The following is an 18,457-nucleotide window of genomic DNA, read 5'->3' on the forward strand; positions in this document are numbered from 1 at the left end:
TACAATCCGGCGATGCGCGGGAAGGTCTTGTCAGTTCTGCTGCGCCGGCAGTACTTCCGGTGAGCAATGCGTAACCTGTCGGCTTTGACGTTTCTGCAGCCCCTGCGAAGCTAGCCTCAGCGCTACCATCCTGCCAGCTGCTTGTAGCCGTCGATCATCGGGTCGCCCCACATGAAAACCAGCCAGCCAGCGATGGCCAGGTAAGGACCGAACGGAATGGGCGTGGCGCGGTCGCGGCCGCGCGAATACAGCCAGATCGAACCGACGATGGCGCCGACCAGCGAGGACAGCAGGATGATCGGCAGAATGCCCTTCAGCCCGCACCAGGCGCCCAGTGCGGCCAACAGCTTGAAGTCGCCGTGACCCATGCCTTCCTTGCCGGTGAGCTGTTTGAACAGCCACCACACCGTCCATAGCGACAGGTAACCCACCGCCGCGCCGATCAATGCCGGCTTGGCCGGCATGTACAGGTTGTCCATGCTGCCGATCAGACCCAGCCACATCAGCGGCAGCGTGAGCTGGTCGGGCAGCAGTTGGGTGCGCAGGTCGATACCGGACAGGGCGACCAGGAAGCAGCTCAGCACGATCGCGCCAAAGCCCTGCCAGCCGAAGCCGAACTGCCAAACGCTGGCCAACACCATCAGCGCAGTGACCAGTTCCACCAGTGGATACTGGAGGGAGATGGGTGCCTGACAGTGCCGGCATTTGCCGCGCTGGATCAACCAGCTGAACAGTGGAATGTTCTCGTACCAGCTCAGCTTGTGTTTGCAGTGCGGGCAGTGCGACGGCTCGACCACGATCCCCGGCGGTGGCGGTTCGTAGATGTCCGGCTCTTCAAGGATTTCGCGCGCGTCACGCTTCCACTGCCACTCCATGCGCTTGGGCAAGCGCAGAATCACCACATTGAGGAAGCTGCCAATCAGCAGCCCCAGCCCTGCTGCAGCGGGATAGCCAAGGCCGGGGTGCTGGTCGAGAAATGCCATGCGTCAATTATCCAACAATCGAGGCGAGCTTGAAGATCGGCAGGTACATGCCGATGACCATGCCGCCGACGACTACGCCGATGAACACCATGATCAATGGCTCGATCAGGCTGCTCAGCGCATCCACGGCATGGTTCACTTCCTGCTCGAAGTACTCGGCGACCTTGAACAGCATGGTGTCCAGCGCACCTGCTTCCTCGCCGATGGCGGTCATCTGTACGACCATGTGTGGGAACAGGCCGATCTGTTTCATGGCCATGTTGACCGGGTAACCAACAGCCACGTCATCGCGCATGCGGAGCACCGCTTCTTCGTAGACGCTGCTGCCGGTGGCGCCGGCGACGATGCTCAATGCTTCCACGAGCGGGACGCCAGCCTTGAACGTCACCGCAGTGGTGCGAGCGAAGCGTGCGATGGCACTGTTATGCAGGATCTGCCCAATCACCGGGACCTTGAGTGCGAGCTTGTCCATGCCGTGTTGCATTGCTGTGGAACGCTTGTACGCAGCAATAAAGCCGACAACCGAGCCGATGACGAGGAGCAATATCAGCCACCACCAGCCGACCATGAATCGTGACGCCGACACGATCATCTGGGTGAAGAAGGGCAGGTCCGCACCAAACCCCTTGAAGACTTCCTCAAACTGCGGAACAACCCAGATCAGAAGGATGGAGCTGACCAACAGTGCAACGGCGATGGTCATCGCCGGATAAAAGAGCGCCTTCTTGATCTTGCCCTTCAGGGTCTCGAGGTTCTCCTGATAGTTGGCAATCGTGTCCAGCACGGTTTCCAGCACACCGGCGCCTTCGCCTGCGCGGACCAGGTTGCGGTAGAGCTCATCGAACTGTACCGGGTGCTTGCTGACGGCTTCATACAGCGAAGCGCCGCCTTCCAGGTCTGCCCGGATCGTGCCCACCAGTTTGGCCATGCGCGGGTTCTTGTGGCCGCCTCCAATGATCTCCAGCGCCGTCACAATCGGAACGCCGGACTTCATCATCGTCGCCATCTGGCGGCTGAAGAAGGCGATGTCCTTTGGCTTGATCGGCTTACCTGCGGCGCCGAACAGTGGCTTCGGCTTGGGCTTGACCACCGTGGGGGTGATGCCCAGGCGGCGCAGCTCGGCCTTGAGCAGGTTCATGCTCTTGGCATCCTGCTCACCCTTCATTTTGACGCCCCGCTTGTCGGTCCCCTCCCAGACAAACGGCTGCATCTGGCTGGTGCTGCGCCCAGCCGGCTCTTTACTGATCGCGTTGCGGGTAACGGCCATTTTCTCTCCCCGTCCAGCCATCCCCAGGCCAGACAACAGCCGCATGGTAGCCGGTCAAGAGGCTGTAGGCACAGTCTGACAATGGACTTTGGCGGCATCCGTCACATCGGCGGGTCCTCGGCCTGCTGGCCTGATGGGGCGGGCAGCTTGGCATTAGTAGAGCCGGATTCGTAGCCGTGGCCTTGGCTGCGACGCCACGGCCATTCTTGCAGTGTGTGGTCCGGCGGGAGTTCGTGGTTTCGCGGGCAAGGCCACCCTCGCGCATGCTGGCGCTGGATGAAGCCAGCCGGCCGTCGTCGGTTCGAGTTGATGCAGTTGCCGCAAAGGGGGGGGGGGTGTCACATTGTGACGTGACGTGTCACCTTGAGGTGCCGTTCCGGAAACCCGTAACTGGGGCTTCCCTTCTCTGAAGATGCTGCCATCATTGCTACCGGGGAGCGGGGAAGTGTTCGATCAGTTGGCATGCAACCTGCTTTGTAACCCCATGCGAGCGGGCGTTTCGCCTGTAACCATGTCCACTACCAAACCTCTAGGGGATGTACTCATGAAGAAGCAGCAGGGCTTTACCCTGATCGAACTGATGATCGTCGTTGCGATCATTGCCATCCTGGCCGCCATTGCGCTGCCGCAGTACCGCAACTACACCCAGCGTTCGGCCAATGGCGCCTGCCTGGCTGAAGCGAAGGCCTACATGGGCGCTGCGGTTGCCAATCTGGCCGATGACCGTACTGCTCCGCCGTACGCTGCTGGTGATGCGAAGGCATGTTCTGGCGTTGATGCAGTGCCGACGACGTCTATGTACAGCACTGGCGGTTCGGTGACCTTCAGTGCCCAGACCAAGGGCAATGCAAGCATCAAGCAGGATACCAAGTGCAACGTGGGTAGTGGTTCGTGTGACCTCATTCCCTGATTTGACGCTTGTTGCTTGAAAGAAAAGCGCCGAGAGGCGCTTTTCTTTTTTGCGAACGGCCACGATGTTTGCCAAGATTTGACGGACTTTCCTGGATACTTAATGGCTCTTTCATCAAACCGCTTTCTGATTCTGGCAGCTGTGTTGACTGCACTGGCGGTATGTCTTTTTCTGCCAGGCATGGGTGGCGGCTTCATTTTTGATGACAAGCCCAACATCGTGACGAATGCGAATCTGCATGTCACGCATCTGGATTCGGAGAGTCTGTTCTATGCCGCTTATAGCTTTGAGCCGGGGCGTGGCTCACGGGCGTTGCCGATGCTTACGTTCGCGCTGGATCATTTGCGCGGTGGTTTGGATGCTCGGGTGTTCAAGAGTACCAACCTTCTGATTCACGCTCTGACGACTTTAGCGCTTGCGTTTTTCCTGCGCCAACTGTTAATCCTGAACCAATGGGCGCCGAGGCGTGCTGCGATTGCGGCGCTGGTGCTGGCTTTCCTCTGGGCCATCCATCCGTTGCAGGTATCGTCGGTACTTTATATTGTGCAGCGGATGCAGACGCTCTGCACGTTGTTCATGGTATTGGCGCTGTGGGCATATCTTTTGATGCGGCAAGCGCAGTGCGAGGGTAATCGCAGTCGCTTATACGCTGTCTTGCTGGGATTGTTCTGGGCGTTGGGGATGGCGAGCAAGGAAGACGCTGCGCTGCTCCCCGTGTATACGCTTGTCATTGAGCTGACGGTCTTCCGATTTGCGGCCGCGCGCCCGGTGCTGGCTGCGGTATGGCGCTGGGGTTATTTGTTTCTTGCTATTGTTGGGGTTCTGGTTTACGTCTTTGTGGCCATTCCTCAGTATTGGCATTCGGGGGCTTATGCGGGGCGGGATTTTTCGAGCTACGAGAGGTTGCTGACCCAGGGGCGGGTTCTTTCGATGTATCTGCAGCAGATATTGCTGCCGCTTCCTGATTCGATGCCGTTCTACTACGATGATCTCGTTGTTTCCCGAGGTTGGTTTCAGCCCTTGTCAACAGTGTTGGCCTGGTTGGCGCTGCTGGGTTTGGCGATGTGGGCAGTTGTTTGGCTGCATAAACGGCCGCTGTTTAGCCTTGGTATTCTTATTTTCTTTGCTGGCCATGTGCTGACGAGCAATATATTCAATCTGGAGCTTGCCTTTGAGCACCGAAATCAGATCCCAATGATGGGTGTTCTTATTTCGCTGGCGGATTTGACGGTTCTGGCATTCCAGTATTTGCGATTAAGGTGCGGGCCATTGACGGTTGCGCTGCTGGGCGCTGTGCTCTGTATTCTGGGTGCGGCTACAGTAATGCGTGCTTACAGCTGGGGGGATCCCCTGCGTTTCGCTGAGAAGAGTGTCGAATTGGCGCCTGACTCTGGGCGGTCCTGGTTGATGCTTGGTTCGGTCTACGCTGATCGAAGTGGGTTGGATCCTCGCAGTCCTTGGTTCCCTCTGGCAATCAGTACAAGTGTGTCCGGCGCCAGGCGTACTCAGTCAGCGCCGCTCATGGTGAATGTCGTAACATTTAAGACTATTGCTGGGCAGGTGGTTGAAGCGGATTGGGATAGGCTTCTGCTTCGTATGCGGGTGGTGCCAATGAGTGCCGAGAATGTCAATATACTCTGGGTTCTTCTCGGGAATGCGGAAAAGGGAATTCCGGTGGATGAGCGAAAGTTGCTGGAACTGATGGAGATAGTTTCGAGTAGGACTTCATTGGCTCCGGGAGAGTATCTTCGGATTGGCGCCTATATTCACAATGATTCAATGCAGCCAAGTAAGGCGTTGTCTTATCTAAAGACGGCGGTTAAGGTTTCAGAGCCGGGTGATCCGGATATTGCCAGAATGATGGAGCAGCTGAGCGCAGCTGGCAGGGGGGACTGGGTAGAAGAGCTTCGCATGGTCAAGCCCGATGGAGGGAGGGGCTGATGGTGCATCACTTCCTGCCCGGCTGAGCGTCAGGAACAAGGGCTCCGATTATTCGATTCGGTCACATGTCAGGCTTATGCCAATGAGTAGTTGGCATGCTTCATGCTTGGGTTTTGGTACATCAAGGGGATTTGGAGTTGCGAAAGATGTCTAGGGATGCCAGCGGTTTTACGTTGATTGAGCTCATGATCGTGGTTGCTATCATCGCTATACTGGCGGCAATTGCATTACCGCAGTATCGAAATTACACCCAGCGTTCAGCGAATGCCGCTTGCTTGTCGGAGGCTAGGGCCTACATGAGCACTTCGGTTACCGAGCTTGCACAGTACACACTTCCGCCAGCATTTGAGCCTAAAGCTTGCGATACTACGACTAATCTCGGCTTGACCACTGGGGACTTTGCAACCCCGCGAACTGTAACTTTTGATAGCCGGGCTAGAGGTAGTGCTGGTGCCAAGAAGGATGTAGATTGCAACACCGGAAGTGCGCAGTGTCAGTTGCAGCCCTGATTCTTAAAGTCGATCGGAGTATCGGCTGCTTGGAAGTGATCGCAAGCATCGCTACGTTAGCGCGTGTAGCGGATCCTTCGAAGTCTCAATGTAGGTTCTCTATCAGTTGACGCCAGCGCAGGCTGAGTGACGAGTTGGAGAGAAACCGTTGGAAGTATTGTGAGGCATCGTGCCCCAGCTGAAGCCTTCGTTCGGCAGACGAGGCTAGGGATCGGATGGTTTTGGCAAGTTCCACTGGGTCCGCCATTGAGTGGATCATTGGGGGCTGGGGAGTGCCCAGCGGTAGGCTGAAATTTCCTTGAGAAATGACTGCTTTGCCTGCTGCAAGTGCCTGGTAGATTTTGAAAGGCAAGACCCTTGAAGCCTTGCCGTCACCGCCGAAAATGCCAAGACAAATATCTGCCTGAGACAGATGCTCTGAGAGGGTATCCGGCGATTGCCAGGTTCGTATCCAGGTAACGGAGTCGTTCGCATGGAGCCATGGGGCAGCTGCAGCAGACTCTTGACCATCGCCGATTATTACGAACTCGATGTCGGTTTCGGTGCGCAGTGCGTGAATGGCTTTCGCAATGACTGTTGTTCCTTGTAGAGGAACAAAAGTGCCGATGAATAGGACTTTTACTTTCTTGCGGTGAATGGTGGGGGGCATTTTTTCTGGTTGTGGATGCAGCGCCAGAGGGATGCTGAGAATGCGCTCGCGTGGAACGTGGAAGGTGCTGCTCATGTGATCTGCATTGGCCTCCGTGTCGCTGATTATTACTTCCGCGGCGCGAAGTGCACGTGACTCAATCTTGAGAAGTACTCGGCAAGCTAGGCCTTTGGCGTTCCCGAGGCCCCGATCCTGATAAAGTGAATCCCAAATGGTTATATAAGCGTCGCAAATGCAGCGGGGCCGGATGCCTTTGGGTAGCCATGAGAGTAGCCAGAGGGTGATGATGCCGGGGTAAGGGATGTAGGTAATGCTGGATTTTGGGCTTAGTGTCAGGAGCTTCACGCATGACGCTAGGTTGTAAATGAGGATCCTGCTGATGGAGTAAATGGCCTTGTGTACAGGCGCACTAGATAGCTTCCAGAGGGTTAGGTTGGAGGGAAGCCAGAAGCTGCAATCTGTCACTTTGGCCAGCTTGGTTGATCGAATTAGTCCGATCGTATTCCAAGCATTTGGGTAGCCCTCTCCGCGGAGCCCGGCGCCGGCGATGAAAATGTGATTCGGAGAGGACTTTGGCATCTGCATTCTATTTCTGAGCGGTAATGATGAGGTTCAGCGAGTTTTCGGCTTCCTCGTCGATGATGAAGTCGCGTTCGTCGAAGCAAAACTCATTAATTTCTGATGCATTGCGCGGCCGATTTCGTGCTGCGAGTACTCTGTGGGCAAGGTTGAGAGCGGCAATGCGGATTGAGTCAGGCAGAAAGGGGAGGGTTGCTGGTAGGCATAACCACTTGGTGCGTCTATAGCGGTTGATCTCGACGGATGCTATTTTCCAGCTGGCACCCATTCGAAAGCGCTTGGTGATCGATAAATGTCTGCCGATCAAGTTGGCGAGAGTATCCATGTCGTACTCGCGGAGATGCCACCTATTCCAAGGTTTTTGACCTGGGAACAGGCGGTTTCTTCTGTCTGGTGTAATAACGATTAGCGTGCCGCCGGGTGCAAGGACCCTGCGTGCTTCTTGGAGGTAGCCATCTTCGTCACTTACGTGTTCGATTACCTGAAAGGAAAGGACGACATCGAAGCTGCTGTCCGGAAATGGCAATCGCGCATCCGGCTCAATCTTCTGGAAGTGCAGATTATCGCGCTGATAGTTTTCATCAGCGTAGGCGATGGCTTCGCCTGAAATATCTACGCCGTATACTTCTGCTGCTTTCTGTGACAGGCGCATGGCGCCATAGCCGGAGCCACAACCTAGATCCAGCACTTTCTTATCACCACATATTTCTTCAGCAAAGCGATAGCTTGCTGCGTGCATTGAGTAAATGGTGTACGCACCTAGTGTGTGCATGTAAGCGTCTTCGATGACGCGCTCGCCTGTGGGCTCAAGTTCGATTTTCATGGTGGTGTCGGTTGATGGCTTCGGCGGGTTCGCAGAATCAAAATGGAGACGGCAAAGGCCAGTAAGTCTCCCAGCATGCTGCTCGCGCGTGCAAGCATGACCAGTTGGATTATCTGGTCGTTGCTTCCATGGCCCTTCAGTATCAAGAGCATGATGCCCTCTCTGGCCCCTAGGCCTGCAGGTGCGCCTGGGGCTAAAAAGCCCAGTATCCAGGCGATGGCAAATGATGAGGTCGCAACTGCGTAGCTGATGTTCCCGTCGACCCCGATAGCCAAAGCCAGTAGCCAGATTCCCAGACCAATGGCAAGGTAGTTGAGGCAATAGGCCGAAAGAGCCTTGAATGTTGTTATCGGCCCCGGCAGGCCGCCCATCCAGTAGAGCAGTTTGTCGAAACGGCCATTTGTGGAGAGATTCTTGGTGGGTACATCAATGCAGAGCAACAAGATCCCTGTACAACTGGCCAGAAGTGCAACGAGCACCAAGGGCATGTGACCAGAGATCTCGGGCCGCCATGCATTCGGCGCAAGTAGCAGGGCGCCAACCAATATGCTTGCTGCAGCGGCCAGGATGGTTTCCTGAATTACAGTGCCGGCATATGCCGGCATGGGAATGCCTTGCTTCAGCGACAGTGTGACGCGACAGATATGCTGTGCGACATTGCCCGGTATGTATTTGGCCAGTTGTGTGGCGCCCATCAAGCTGCTTAATTGTATTGAATCGTGCTTATGGCCTTGGCGCAGGAGAAGTTGCCGCCAAGCTACGCCACTGAGTGGGTAGATCATTGCATAGCAAAGGCTTGCCAGAGCCAGAGCAATGATGGTGCTGGCATCACTCAGCGTTGCTTTGAGAAGGCTTAGGTCGAGGTGCTTCCAGCAGAACCAGAAGAAATATCCAGTCAACACGGTGGCTGCTAATAGGCTAAGAAGGCGCCAGGCAAGCTTCATCTGCGACTAGCCATTACCAAGTAACCACTTCCCCAATTCCGGTTTCTCGTCACGTATTGCGCGCCCGAGGCTACGGCTATCAGTGCTCGTCCGGGGAGCGAGTGTGTCCATCGGCTAATACGGAGATAGTTGCGCCGATCAATGCCGCTCGCGGCGGTAGCCTCGCTTTTGGAGTCGGTTTTTCGCTCAATGAGCATCCTGCTATAAATGAGGTTGCCCAGAGCTTCAGTGGCATTTGCCAGGGGGAAACCGTAGCACTCGAAGTGGTCGATTTTCAGTCCGCAATCAATGATTAGTTTTCGTATGTCGTTACGGTCGTAGCGGCGCCAGTGCCCAGCCCACGCATCGCCTGAGCCCCAGCGTGATCGGTGTGCGGGTACAGAAAGAACGATCTTGCCTTGAGGCCGGAGCCAGTGAAGCCACTCCTCAATTGCGGCGTAGTCATCTTCGATATGTTCAAGAACATCAAATGCACATATGACGTCAAAATTTCCGCTCCAATCCGCATGCGGGATTGGACTGATGTCATGTGTGCTTTGTGCGGCCCTGGCTAGTTGAGATGCCATTACCAAAGCTCGTGAAGATGTTTCCAGACCCTGCGCGGAATAGCCGCGACGCGCAAGGTCACAGAGCAGCGCGCCTGCACCACAGCCGATCTCCAACAGCTTTGTTGAAGGAGAGGTTTCCTTAAGGAGGGAAAGGATACGGGCGCGTCGTAAAAGGTAGCGAATTGGAGGTGTCCAGCCGATCGCAGGCGCAACGATTCCCAACTCCTCGGAATACTTGACTTGCGATGTTGGGCTACTGTCATTCATGGGCTTGGATGGGTGTCACTGCGTCGTCAACTGTCGCGACGGTACGTTAGATTGGTGATCTGTTCTGAGATCAGACCGATGAGAAAAATGATCACTGCCGCGCTGAACAGTAGTGTGCTCATGTTGGTGAGCCGATGCACGGTTGCATACGTATATCCGTAGTAGCCAAGTCCGGTGAGGAAGAATGCCAGCGCGATCGGCGCAAACAATTTCATCGGTGAATACAACGTCGCAATCTTGAAAATGATCAGCAGAAAGCGAATGCCATCCTTGATCGGTCGAATATGGCTGCCATTCCCGACACGTTTGGCGACAGGAATCGGCACATAGGCCACCGGGTACGCGCTGCGAAAGAACGCCATGGTGCTGGTGGTCGGGTAGCTGAAGCCATTCGGGAGCAGGTGCAGGAATTCGCGGAACTTGCCTGCGCGCACCGCGCGGAAGCCGGAAGTGAGGTCGTCGATCTGATGGCCGGTCATGTGGCTGGCCAGTCGGTTGTAGAACGCATTGGCCAAACCCCGGTGGAGGTTGGCCTGGCCGTCGCTGTCGCGGGCGCCAACGACCATGTCGAAGCCTTCTTCGAGTTTGCTCAGCAACTGGCCGATGTGGCTTGCACTGTGCTGGCCGTCAGCATCCATGAATACCAGGATGTTGCCGCTGGCTGCGCGGGCTCCGCGTTTGATGGCGGCACCGTTGCCCATCGAGTAAGGGCTGCTGAGTACGGCGGCCCCTAGTTCCTGCGCGACCTGTGCGGTCTGATCGGTTGAGCCATCGTTGACCACGATGATCTCCGCATCCGGATAGGCTGCCCGCAGAGCGGGCAGGGTGCGTTTCAATCCTTCGGCCTCGTTTTTCGCGGGCAGGATGATGCTTAGTTCTGGCACGACTGGTTACCGGTAGTTCTCCCCGCTGCCATAGTAGCCGGGTTCGCGGAGGGGATGAGGGACGCCGGGCCGGTTTTTGGCAGCGGGCGTGGCTGGTGGGATACTTCGGCATGCGTACAATTGCCGGGCAATCGTCCGGCCCAGGGGAACTCAATGAATACCGCCGTCACCGCCAACCTGGTTGGCATCACCGGGATTGCCCGGCGCCTGGTCCAGGATGGGGCCCTGGAAGAGGCCGTTGCGCGTAGCGCGATGGCGCAGGCGGCCGATGCCAAGGTGCCGTTGTCGCAGTGGCTGTCTGACAAGAAGCTGGTTTCTGCGGCGAACATGGCCGCGGCCAATGCGATGGAATTCGGCATGCCGTTGCTGGATGTGTCGGTGTTCGACGCCAACCAGAACGCAATGAAGCTGGTCAGCGAGGAGTTGCTGCGCAAGCATCAGGTGCTGCCGCTGTTCAAGCGCGGCGGCAAGTTGTTCGTCGGTACCTTCAATCCGACCCAGCCGTTGGACGAGATCAAATTCCACACCAACCTGGTGGTCGAGCCGATCCTGGTGGACGAGGACCAGATCCGGCGCACGCTGGATCTCTGGCTTGCCAGCAACGACAGCATCGGCGGCGCGCTCGGCGGCGACGATGAGGAAATGGGCGATCTGGATGTCAGCGCCGGCGACGAGGACATGTCCGGCGGTGGCGATGCGGGCATCGACGCCAAGGGTGACGATACCCCGGTCGTGAAGTTCGTCAACAAGGTGCTGGTGGATGCGATCCGCAAGGGCGCTTCGGATATCCACTTTGAACCGTACGAAGACGATTACCGGGTGCGCTTCCGCATCGATGGCCTGCTCAAGACCGTGGCCAAGGCGCCGATCAAGCTGAACCAGCGCATCGCCGCGCGCCTGAAGGTGATGGCGCAGCTGGATATCGCCGAGAAGCGCGTGCCGCAGGACGGCCGCATCAAGCTCAATCTGTCCAAGAGCAAGCAGATCGACTTCCGCGTCAGCACGCTGCCGACGTTGTTCGGCGAAAAGACGGTGCTGCGTATCCTCGATGGCAGCGCGGCCAAGCTCGGCATCGACAAGCTGGGTTACGAGCCGGAGCAGCAGAAGTTGTTCCTGGAGGCCATCCACAAGCCGTACGGCATGGTGCTGGTCACCGGCCCGACCGGCTCGGGCAAGACGGTGTCGCTGTACACGGCCTTGGGCATCCTCAACGATGACACGCGCAATATTTCCACCGCTGAAGACCCGGTGGAAATCCGTCTGCCCGGCGTCAACCAGGTGCAGCAGAACAACAAGCGCGGCATGACCTTCGCCGCTGCGCTGCGCTCGTTCCTGCGACAGGATCCGGACATCATCATGGTCGGTGAAATCCGTGACCTTGAAACGGCCGAGATCGCCATCAAGGCCGCGCAGACCGGCCACATGGTGCTGTCCACGCTGCACACCAACGATGCGCCGCAGACCATCGCACGTCTGATGAACATGGGCATCGCGCCGTACAACATCACCTCGTCGGTGACGCTGGTGATCGCACAGCGACTGGCGCGCCGGTTGTGCAACAACTGCAAGCGGCCGGCGCAGCTACCGGAAAATGCGCTGTTGGCCGAAGGTTTCACCGCCGCACAGATCGCCCAGGGCATCCAGTTGTATGAGCAGGTCGGTTGCGATGAATGCACCGAGGGTTACAAGGGGCGTACCGGCATCTACCAGGTGATGCCGATGACCGATGAGATTGCTGCCATCGTCCTGCAGGGCGGCAACGCGATGGATATCGCCGAGGCCTCGCAGAAGATTGGGGTCAATGACCTGCGCCAGTCGGCATTGGCCAAGGCCGCGCAGGGCATCACCAGCCTGGCGGAGATCAACCGCGTCACCAAGGATTGAGTGCGGCGGGGTTGTCGTAAACGAGAAACGCCGGGCATTGCCCGGCGTTTTCGTATCTGCAGTGCCGAACCATCTCCGGCAGCGGGTATGGCCGGGCAACCCCCAGCGGAGCTTGGCTCCGTTCTACCGGCTATTCCATGCCCAGCTTTTTCAGCTTGTAGCGCAGGGCACGGAAGGTGATGCCGAGTTGGGCGGCGGTCCGGGTCTTGTTCCAGCGATTCTCTTCCAGCGCCTTCTGGATCGCGGCGCGCTCGAGTTGCTCGATGTAGGAAGGTAGGGCGGCGTTGCCGGTTTCAGCATCGGCGGGGCTTTCCTCAGGCGCGGCGAATGTGACCGGAGACTCCGGTCGCAGGGCCGGTGGTGAGGCAGGCAGGCGCAGGTCGCTGGCACCGATGCTGTCGCCATCGGCCAGCGCCAGGGCGCGCTCAAGGATGTTCTCCAGTTCGCGTACGTTGCCCGGGAACGGGTGGCTGGCCAGCGCGCCGACGGCCGAAGGCGTCAGAACGGGGGTGTTCTGGCCCTGTGCCAGCGCCAGGCGCTTGAGGATGGTAGCGGCCAGTTGCGGCAGGTCGTCGCGGCGTTCGCGCAGGGGCGGTACCCGCAACTCGATGACATTGATGCGGTAATACAGGTCATGGCGAAACTGGCCTTCCTGCACCTGTGTGCCCAGGTCCTTGTGGGTGGCCGAAAGGATGCGCACATCCACCGGGACTTCCGTGGAAGCACCGACCGGGCGGACTGACTTTTCCTGGATGGCGCGCAGCAGCTTGACCTGCATCTGCAACGGCAGCTCGGCCACTTCGTCCAGAAACAGGGTGCCGCCATTGGCCGCCTGGAACAGGCCCTGCTTGTCGGCATGGGCGCCGGTGAAGCTGCCCTTGCGGTGGCCGAAGAATTCGCTCTCCATCAGCTCGCCGGGAATGGCGCCGCAGTTGACCGGAATGAACGGACCAATGGCCCGTGCGCCCTGGTCGTGGATGGTGCGGGCCACCAGTTCCTTGCCCACGCCTGATTCGCCCAGGATGTAAACCGGCGCCTGGCTGCGCGCCACCTTGGCGATGGTTGCGCGTAGTTCGTCCATTGCCGGGGAACTGCCCAGCAGGCGGGTGGCGTTCTCCTGGGGCGCCGGCGTGGTGGGGCGGCTGGCGTTGTTCAGTTCGAGCGCGTGACGCACCAGGCCGCGCAGCACGTTGATGTCCACCGGCTTGCTCACGAAGTCAAAGGCGCCGGCCTTGAGCGCCTCAACCGCCAGGTCCATGCTGCCGAAGGCGGTGATCATCGCCACCGGCGTGCGTGGATGGTCACGGGCGATCTCGGTGACCAACTCGATGCCGTTGCCATCGGGCAGGCGCATGTCGGTCAGGCACAGGTCGAAAGGATTGCTTGCCAGTAGCTCGCGCGCCTCGGCCAGGTTGGCGGCAGTGCTGATGCGCAAGCCCATTCGGCCGAGCGTCAGTACCAGCAGTTCGCGGATGTCGCGCTCGTCGTCGACGATCAGGGCGCTATGTGTTGCAGTCATGGGCAAAACGATAGCCGAGGAAGCTGCGCACGCCAAATGCCCAGCCTGAAAGAGCGGAGCGGGTTCGCACAAATGGGCGGGAAGTTGCCGGTTGGAGTTCCATTCCAGCCTCCGCCTCCACCCGCATGTCAGGCGCTGGCGCTGGTGAAAGTGGTCTTGGGGGTTGCCAGCGTCAGGCGGAAACAGGCGCCGCCGGCGGGCACGGAAACGTAGTCCAGTTGCGCCTGGTTGGCCCGGCACAGCTCGCGGGCGATGTACAGACCCAGGCCGGTGCCGTGCTCGGAGGTGGTGTAGAACGGGCGGAACAACTGGGCGGCGATGGCATCGGGAATGCCCGGGCCGCGGTCCATTACATCGATCACCGCTAGGCGCTCGCCCCGGGTGACGCGGATGCGCACCCGCGCCGGTTCGTCGACCAGGCGCCCGTACTTCAGTGCGTTGTGGACCAGCGCGCTCAGCACCTGGTGCAGATGGCGCGGGTCCATCAGCGCCGGCACCGAGGAATCGCGGATCGATGCTTCCAGGCTGTCGGTTTCCAGTGACAGGGTCTGGCGGTGCTCGATCACAAAGCGGCGTACGAAGGCGGCAAGATCCAGATTCTCCGGGTTGGCGCGTTCGCGCCGCGCCAGCGCCAGCACGCTTTCGACGATGCCATTGGTGCGCTGGCATTGCTGGTGGATGATCTGCAGCAGGCGTCGGTCGGCGTCGCCCAGGTCGGTGGATTCCTCCAGCAATTGGGTGGCGTAGTTGATTGCCGCCAATGGGTTGCGGATCTCGTGGGCCAGGCTGGCCGAGAACCGTCCCAGGGTGGAAAGCGTCAGCGACTCGGCGCGCTTGGAGACCACGGTTGTGTCGTCCAGAAACACCAGGGTCATGTCACTGTCGGCCAGTAGTCGCGCAAAGCGCGGCAGGACCTCGGCCTGGTCGGGCATCAGTTGCAGCGCCTGTTCTTCTTCGCGCCAGCCGCCGCGCCAGCGCTGCAGGCGTCGGGCCAGCTCCGGTGATGCCGAGGCCAGGGTCGTGCGTTCGGTGGCCAGAGTGCCTTCCATGTCGCCGAGCAGGGCGGTGGCTGCTTCATTGGCCAGGGTGATGCGGCCGTGGATATCCACCACCAGCACACCGGTGCGCATGCGGCGGATGATCAGTTCGTTGACCTCGAACAGGTTGGCCACCTCGGCGCCACGCCGATCCGCCAGCTGCTGGGTGCGGCGGGTGCGGCTGCCGATCTGGTAGCAGATGAAGGCCAACGCAAGGTAGCTGGTGACGAACATCGCCAGCTCGGCCAGGGTGCGGTTGGCAGGGCTGTTTTCCAGGGCGTTCCAGATGAACGCGGCAACGCTGGCGATGCTGGCCAGCAGGGCCGCCAGCATCGCCCGTGGCAACGGCAGCAACAATCCGGCGGCGGCGATGTTGAACAGCAACGACATCGAAATGCCGGCGCCCGCTTCGGGCAGCGCGTGGTTGAGCAGGGTGGCGGCAACGATGTCCACCATCACGCTCCAGAACACGATGGCCTGCAGCCAGCGCTCGTTGCGGCCCCAGAACAGCAGTGCGACGCTGACCACCAGGTAGCTGATGGACACAGTCTCGGCCAGCAGGGGCCGTTGAGGCTCGGCCACCAGCATGGTCATGGGGCTGAACACCAGGGCGCACAGCAAGGACGCAACCAGCACCCGGTACAGCGCGAAGAAGTACAGCTCTCGACGCGGAATCGATTCGATGCGGTCGATGAGCGAGGGGCTGGGGGCCAAGCCGAAGCTCCAGTTCAGGCGGAATCGTCCGAGTATAGGTGCGCAGGGGCCGGTGCAGGGCACTGGAGCCGCCGCCGCCGGTGGTTGGCAAGTTGCTGAAAAACCGCCAGAAAACGTGCCGAGGCTGGCCACTTGTACAGACTTCTTTGCGCCTCGACGTTCGCTCGGCCACAATAGTGGGCCCGCCGCGGTCCACGCTGGCGCCCCACGCGGGGCCCGAGGAGATGCGTGCGGTCGTTCCTATTCCCACGGTGACGCATGAATTTCCACGAATACCAGTCAAAACAACTGCTTGCCGAGTACGGCATCCCGGTCCCGGCCGGCAAGGTCGCGGCTACCCCGGACGAAGCCGTTGCAGCAGCCCAGTCGCTGGGCCAGGGCCCCTGGATGGTCAAGGCGCAGATCCATGCTGGCGGTCGCGGCAAGGCAGGCGGCGTCAAGTTCTGCAAGACCACCGACGACGTGAAGGCCGCTGCGGCCAAGATGCTCGGCACCAAGATGGCCACCTACCAGACCGCCGGCGTCGAGCTGCCGGTCAACCTGGTGCTGGTGACCACCGCCGGTGAGATCGTCAAGGAACTGTACCTGTCGGTGCTGGTTGACCGTGGCACCAAGACCATCACCTACATCGCTTCTTCGGAAGGCGGCGTGGAGATCGAGCAGGTTGCCGCTGAAACCCCGGAGCTGATCCACTCGCTCAACGTCGACTTCGTTGAAGGCGTGCAGGGTTACCACGGCCGTGATTTCGGCTTCAAGCTGGGCCTGACCGCCAAGCAGGCCGGCCAGTTCGCCAACATCATGGTGAACCTGTACCGCCTGTTCAATGAAAAGGACCTGGCGCTGGTTGAAATCAACCCGCTGGCCATCCTGGACGACGGCAACCTGTACGCGCTGGACGGCAAGTTCGACAGCGACGACAACGCCGCGTTCCGTCAGAAGGCACTGGTCGCCATGCGCGACAAGACCCAGGAAGATCCGACCGAAGTGATCGCTTCGGAGCTGGACATCAACTACGTCACCATGGACGGCAACATCGGCTGCATGGTCAACGGTGCAGGCCTGGCCATGGCCACCATGGACGTCATCAAGCTCAACGGCGGCGAGCCGGCGAACTTCCTGGACGTGGGCGGCGGTGCCAACAAGCAGCGCGTCATTGAAGCGTTCAAGCTGATCCTGTCCTCGGACAAGGTCGAAGGCATCTTCGTCAACATCTTCGGCGGCATCGTCCGTTGCGACATGATTGCCGAAGGCATCATCGCCGCCGTGAAGGAAGTGGGCGTCAAGGTTCCGGTCGTGGTGCGCCTGGAAGGCACCAACGTGGAAGAAGGCAAGCAGCTGCTGCGTGACAGCGGCATGGCCATCATCCCGGCTGACAACATCAACGACGGCGCCAAGAAGGTCGTTGAAGCTGTCAAGAACGCCGCCTGATCCGACACCGAAGGAAATCCAATGTCAGTTTTGATCAACAAGAACACCAAGGTGATCGTGCAGGGCTTCACCGGCCAGCAGGGCACCTTCCACGCCACTCAGATGATCGAGTACGGCACCCAGGTTGTCGGCGGCGTGACCCCGGGCAAGGGCGGCACCACCCACATCGACCTGCCGGTGTTCAACACCGTGGCCGATGCCGTGCAGAGCACCGGCGCCAACGCTTCGGTCATCTACGTGCCGCCGCCGTACGCGGCTGACGCGATCCTGGAAGCCGCTGCTGCCGGCATCAAGGTCATCGTCTGCATCACCGAAGGCATCCCGGTGCTGGACATGCTGCGCGTCAAGAACGTGCTGACCCGTTCGCATCCGGACACCGTGCTGGTCGGTCCGAACTGCCCCGGCGTCATCACCCCGGGCGAGTGCAAGATCGGCATCATGCCGGGCCACATCCACATGCCGGGCAAGATCGGCATTGTGTCGCGTTCGGGCACGCTGACCTATGAAGCCGTCAAGCAGACCACGGAAGTTGGCCTGGGCCAGTCCACCTGCATCGGCATCGGTGGTGACCCGATCAACGGCCTGAACTTCGTCGACTGCCTGAAGCTGTTCAACGAAGACCCGCAGACCCTGGGCATCATCATGGTCGGCGAAATCGGCGGCGACGCTGAAGAAGCCGGTGCCGAGTACATCAAGAACCACGTCAAGAAGCCGGTCGTCGGCTTCATCGCCGGTGCTTCGGCTCCGGCCGGCAAGCGCATGGGCCACGCCGGTGCGATTGCATCGGGCGGCAAGGGCACTGCCGAAGGCAAGTTCGCGGCGATGGAAGCCGCTGGCGTCGTTACCGTCCGCTCGCCGGGCGACCTGGGCGCTGCCATTGCCAAGCTGGTCAAGTAACAGCTGACTGCTGGTGATGTTTTGAGAAGGCCGCCCTTGGGCGGCCTTCTTTTTTGGTGAAGCTGAAGGCTTGCCCTCACCCCTGCCCCTCTCCCGTAAACGGGAGAGGGGAAAGCCAAAGCCAGAGGCAAAGCACGAGCAGTAGCAGTAGCAGGCTGCTGCTGTCCCCTCTCCCGTTTACGGGAGAGGGGTGGGGGTGAGGGCGGCTTTCCGAGCAGAACAAATAGCTACCCCTGATTCCGGGGTCAACACGTTCAAAAGATCCTTCTTCCTCCAACGGAAGTAGCGATCCCATGCGGAAAGGGGCCAAAACCAACAGCGCCCGAGCCCTGCGCCGGCGCATGACCGATGCCGAGCGTCGGCTCTGGTATCACCTGCGCGATCACCGCCTGCCTGGCTTCAAATTCCGTCGCCAACACCCCATCGGCCCCTACATCGTCGATTTCGTCTGCCTCGAACATCGGCTTGTCGTGGAACTGGATGGTGGCCAGCATGCCGCCGACCCCGATGATCCGGTTCGTGAAGCCTTCCTGAGGGGCAAGGGCTACCGCATGCTGCGCTTCTGGAATAATGAGGTCCTGAAGCACACCGCCGCGGTCTGCAAAAGCATCCACCGCGAAATGTCGGTCAATCCAGTCCCCGCCGGGTGCGGGGGCCAAGCAGAAGGCTGTTGA

14 protein-coding genes and 2 pseudogenes are annotated in these 18,457 nt (G+C 59.5%); 7 read left to right on the plus strand and 9 right to left on the minus strand.

What is annotated here, in order from left to right:
* Nucleotides 1–122 precede the first annotated feature (122 nt).
* On the minus strand, nt 123–983 hold the full coding sequence (locus LR961_RS05150; RefSeq protein WP_232147351.1) for an A24 family peptidase: 861 nt from the start codon (nt 981–983) through the stop codon (nt 123–125).
* Nucleotides 984–990: 7 nt separating this feature from the next.
* Nucleotides 991–2,250: a type II secretion system F family protein gene (locus tag LR961_RS05155; protein ID WP_232147352.1), complete on the minus strand. Its 1,260-nt coding sequence runs from the start codon at nt 2,248–2,250 to the stop codon at nt 991–993.
* Nucleotides 2,251–2,794: 544 nt separating this feature from the next.
* Here LR961_RS05155 and LR961_RS05160 point away from each other — a divergent pair.
* From LR961_RS05160 to LR961_RS05170, 3 genes and pseudogenes are all read left to right on the plus strand, one after another.
* Nucleotides 2,795–2,899: pseudogene (locus LR961_RS05160) on the plus strand (prepilin-type N-terminal cleavage/methylation domain-containing protein); the annotation flags it as partial.
* A gap of 276 nt (nt 2,900–3,175) precedes the next feature.
* On the plus strand, nt 3,176–5,101 hold the full coding sequence (locus tag LR961_RS05165; protein ID WP_232147353.1) for a hypothetical protein: 1,926 nt from the start codon (nt 3,176–3,178) through the stop codon (nt 5,099–5,101).
* A gap of 146 nt (nt 5,102–5,247) precedes the next feature.
* A pseudogene (locus LR961_RS05170) lies at nt 5,248–5,385 on the plus strand (prepilin-type N-terminal cleavage/methylation domain-containing protein); the annotation flags it as partial.
* Between the two features lie 310 nt (nt 5,386–5,695).
* On the opposite strand, the gene LR961_RS05175 reads toward LR961_RS05170, so the two are convergent.
* The 5 genes from LR961_RS05175 to LR961_RS05195 all read right to left on the minus strand — a co-directional run bounded on the left by LR961_RS05175 (nt 5,696) and on the right by LR961_RS05195 (nt 10,304).
* Nucleotides 5,696–6,334, minus strand: a complete 639-nt coding sequence (locus tag LR961_RS05175; protein WP_232147354.1) for a glycosyltransferase — start codon at nt 6,332–6,334, stop codon at nt 5,696–5,698.
* A 511-nt stretch (nt 6,335–6,845) separates the two neighbouring features.
* On the minus strand, nt 6,846–7,661 hold the full coding sequence (locus LR961_RS05180; protein WP_232147355.1) for a class I SAM-dependent methyltransferase: 816 nt from the start codon (nt 7,659–7,661) through the stop codon (nt 6,846–6,848).
* A complete protein-coding gene (locus LR961_RS05185) occupies nt 7,658–8,605 on the minus strand; it encodes a YbhN family protein (RefSeq protein ID WP_232147356.1) in 948 nt (315 codons plus the stop codon). The genes LR961_RS05180 and LR961_RS05185 overlap by 4 nt, the downstream gene beginning before the upstream one ends.
* On the minus strand, nt 8,602–9,420 hold the full coding sequence (locus LR961_RS05190; protein ID WP_232147357.1) for a class I SAM-dependent methyltransferase: 819 nt from the start codon (nt 9,418–9,420) through the stop codon (nt 8,602–8,604). The genes LR961_RS05185 and LR961_RS05190 overlap by 4 nt, the downstream gene beginning before the upstream one ends.
* Before the next feature lie 26 nt (nt 9,421–9,446).
* Nucleotides 9,447–10,304 carry a glycosyltransferase family 2 protein gene (locus LR961_RS05195; RefSeq protein ID WP_232147358.1) on the minus strand — a complete coding sequence of 286 codons (858 nt, stop codon included), beginning with the start codon at nt 10,302–10,304 and terminating at the stop codon, nt 9,447–9,449.
* A 153-nt stretch (nt 10,305–10,457) separates the two neighbouring features.
* Here LR961_RS05195 and pilB point away from each other — a divergent pair, with 153 nt between their 5' ends.
* Complete coding sequence (pilB, locus tag LR961_RS05200) at nt 10,458–12,188, plus strand: type IV-A pilus assembly ATPase PilB (RefSeq protein ID WP_232147359.1); 1,731 nt, start codon at nt 10,458–10,460, stop codon at nt 12,186–12,188.
* Between the two features lie 130 nt (nt 12,189–12,318).
* Here the strand turns inward: pilB and LR961_RS05205 are convergent, their stop codons facing one another.
* Both LR961_RS05205 and LR961_RS05210 read right to left on the minus strand, forming a co-directional pair.
* Complete coding sequence (locus tag LR961_RS05205) at nt 12,319–13,707, minus strand: sigma-54 dependent transcriptional regulator (protein ID WP_232147360.1); 1,389 nt, start codon at nt 13,705–13,707, stop codon at nt 12,319–12,321.
* Nucleotides 13,708–13,835: 128 nt separating this feature from the next.
* Nucleotides 13,836–15,458 (minus strand): ATP-binding protein, encoded by a 1,623-nt coding sequence (locus tag LR961_RS05210; protein ID WP_232147361.1) that lies wholly within the window; start codon nt 15,456–15,458, stop codon nt 13,836–13,838.
* A gap of 258 nt (nt 15,459–15,716) precedes the next feature.
* Here LR961_RS05210 and sucC point away from each other — a divergent pair, with 258 nt between their 5' ends.
* The 3 genes from sucC (at nt 15,717) to LR961_RS05225 (ending at nt 18,457) form a co-directional block, all read left to right on the plus strand.
* Nucleotides 15,717–16,886 (plus strand): ADP-forming succinate--CoA ligase subunit beta, encoded by a 1,170-nt coding sequence (sucC, locus tag LR961_RS05215; RefSeq protein WP_057635839.1) that lies wholly within the window; start codon nt 15,717–15,719, stop codon nt 16,884–16,886.
* Between the two features lie 21 nt (nt 16,887–16,907).
* Nucleotides 16,908–17,783, plus strand: a complete 876-nt coding sequence (gene sucD / locus LR961_RS05220) for a succinate--CoA ligase subunit alpha (protein ID WP_232147362.1) — start codon at nt 16,908–16,910, stop codon at nt 17,781–17,783.
* A gap of 293 nt (nt 17,784–18,076) precedes the next feature.
* On the plus strand, nt 18,077–18,457 hold the full coding sequence (locus LR961_RS05225; RefSeq protein ID WP_332311016.1) for an endonuclease domain-containing protein: 381 nt from the start codon (nt 18,077–18,079) through the stop codon (nt 18,455–18,457).

The organism is Stenotrophomonas sp. SY1 (assembly GCF_021202945.1).
In the GTDB taxonomy this organism is placed as follows: domain Bacteria; phylum Pseudomonadota; class Gammaproteobacteria; order Xanthomonadales; family Xanthomonadaceae; genus Stenotrophomonas.

Excerpts from the sequence above, each read along its gene's own strand:
- LR961_RS05150 (WP_232147351.1), bottom strand. The coding sequence starts at position 983 with ATGGCATTTCTCGACCAGCACCCCGGCCTTGGCTATCCCGCTGCAGCA.
- LR961_RS05155 (WP_232147352.1), bottom strand. The coding sequence starts at position 2,250 with ATGGCCGTTACCCGCAACGCGATCAGTAAAGAGCCGGCTGGGCGCAGC.
- LR961_RS05175 (WP_232147354.1), bottom strand. The coding sequence starts at position 6,334 with ATGAGCAGCACCTTCCACGTTCCACGCGAGCGCATTCTCAGCATCCCT.
- LR961_RS05180 (WP_232147355.1), bottom strand. The coding sequence starts at position 7,661 with ATGAAAATCGAACTTGAGCCCACAGGCGAGCGCGTCATCGAAGACGCT.
- LR961_RS05185 (WP_232147356.1), bottom strand. The coding sequence starts at position 8,605 with ATGAAGCTTGCCTGGCGCCTTCTTAGCCTATTAGCAGCCACCGTGTTG.
- LR961_RS05190 (WP_232147357.1), bottom strand. The coding sequence starts at position 9,420 with ATGAATGACAGTAGCCCAACATCGCAAGTCAAGTATTCCGAGGAGTTG.
- pilB (WP_232147359.1), top strand. The coding sequence starts at position 10,458 with ATGAATACCGCCGTCACCGCCAACCTGGTTGGCATCACCGGGATTGCC.
- LR961_RS05205 (WP_232147360.1), bottom strand. The coding sequence starts at position 13,707 with ATGACTGCAACACATAGCGCCCTGATCGTCGACGACGAGCGCGACATC.
- sucC (WP_057635839.1), top strand. The coding sequence starts at position 15,717 with ATGAATTTCCACGAATACCAGTCAAAACAACTGCTTGCCGAGTACGGC.
- sucD (WP_232147362.1), top strand. The coding sequence starts at position 16,908 with ATGTCAGTTTTGATCAACAAGAACACCAAGGTGATCGTGCAGGGCTTC.
- LR961_RS05225 (WP_332311016.1), top strand. The coding sequence starts at position 18,077 with ATGCGGAAAGGGGCCAAAACCAACAGCGCCCGAGCCCTGCGCCGGCGC.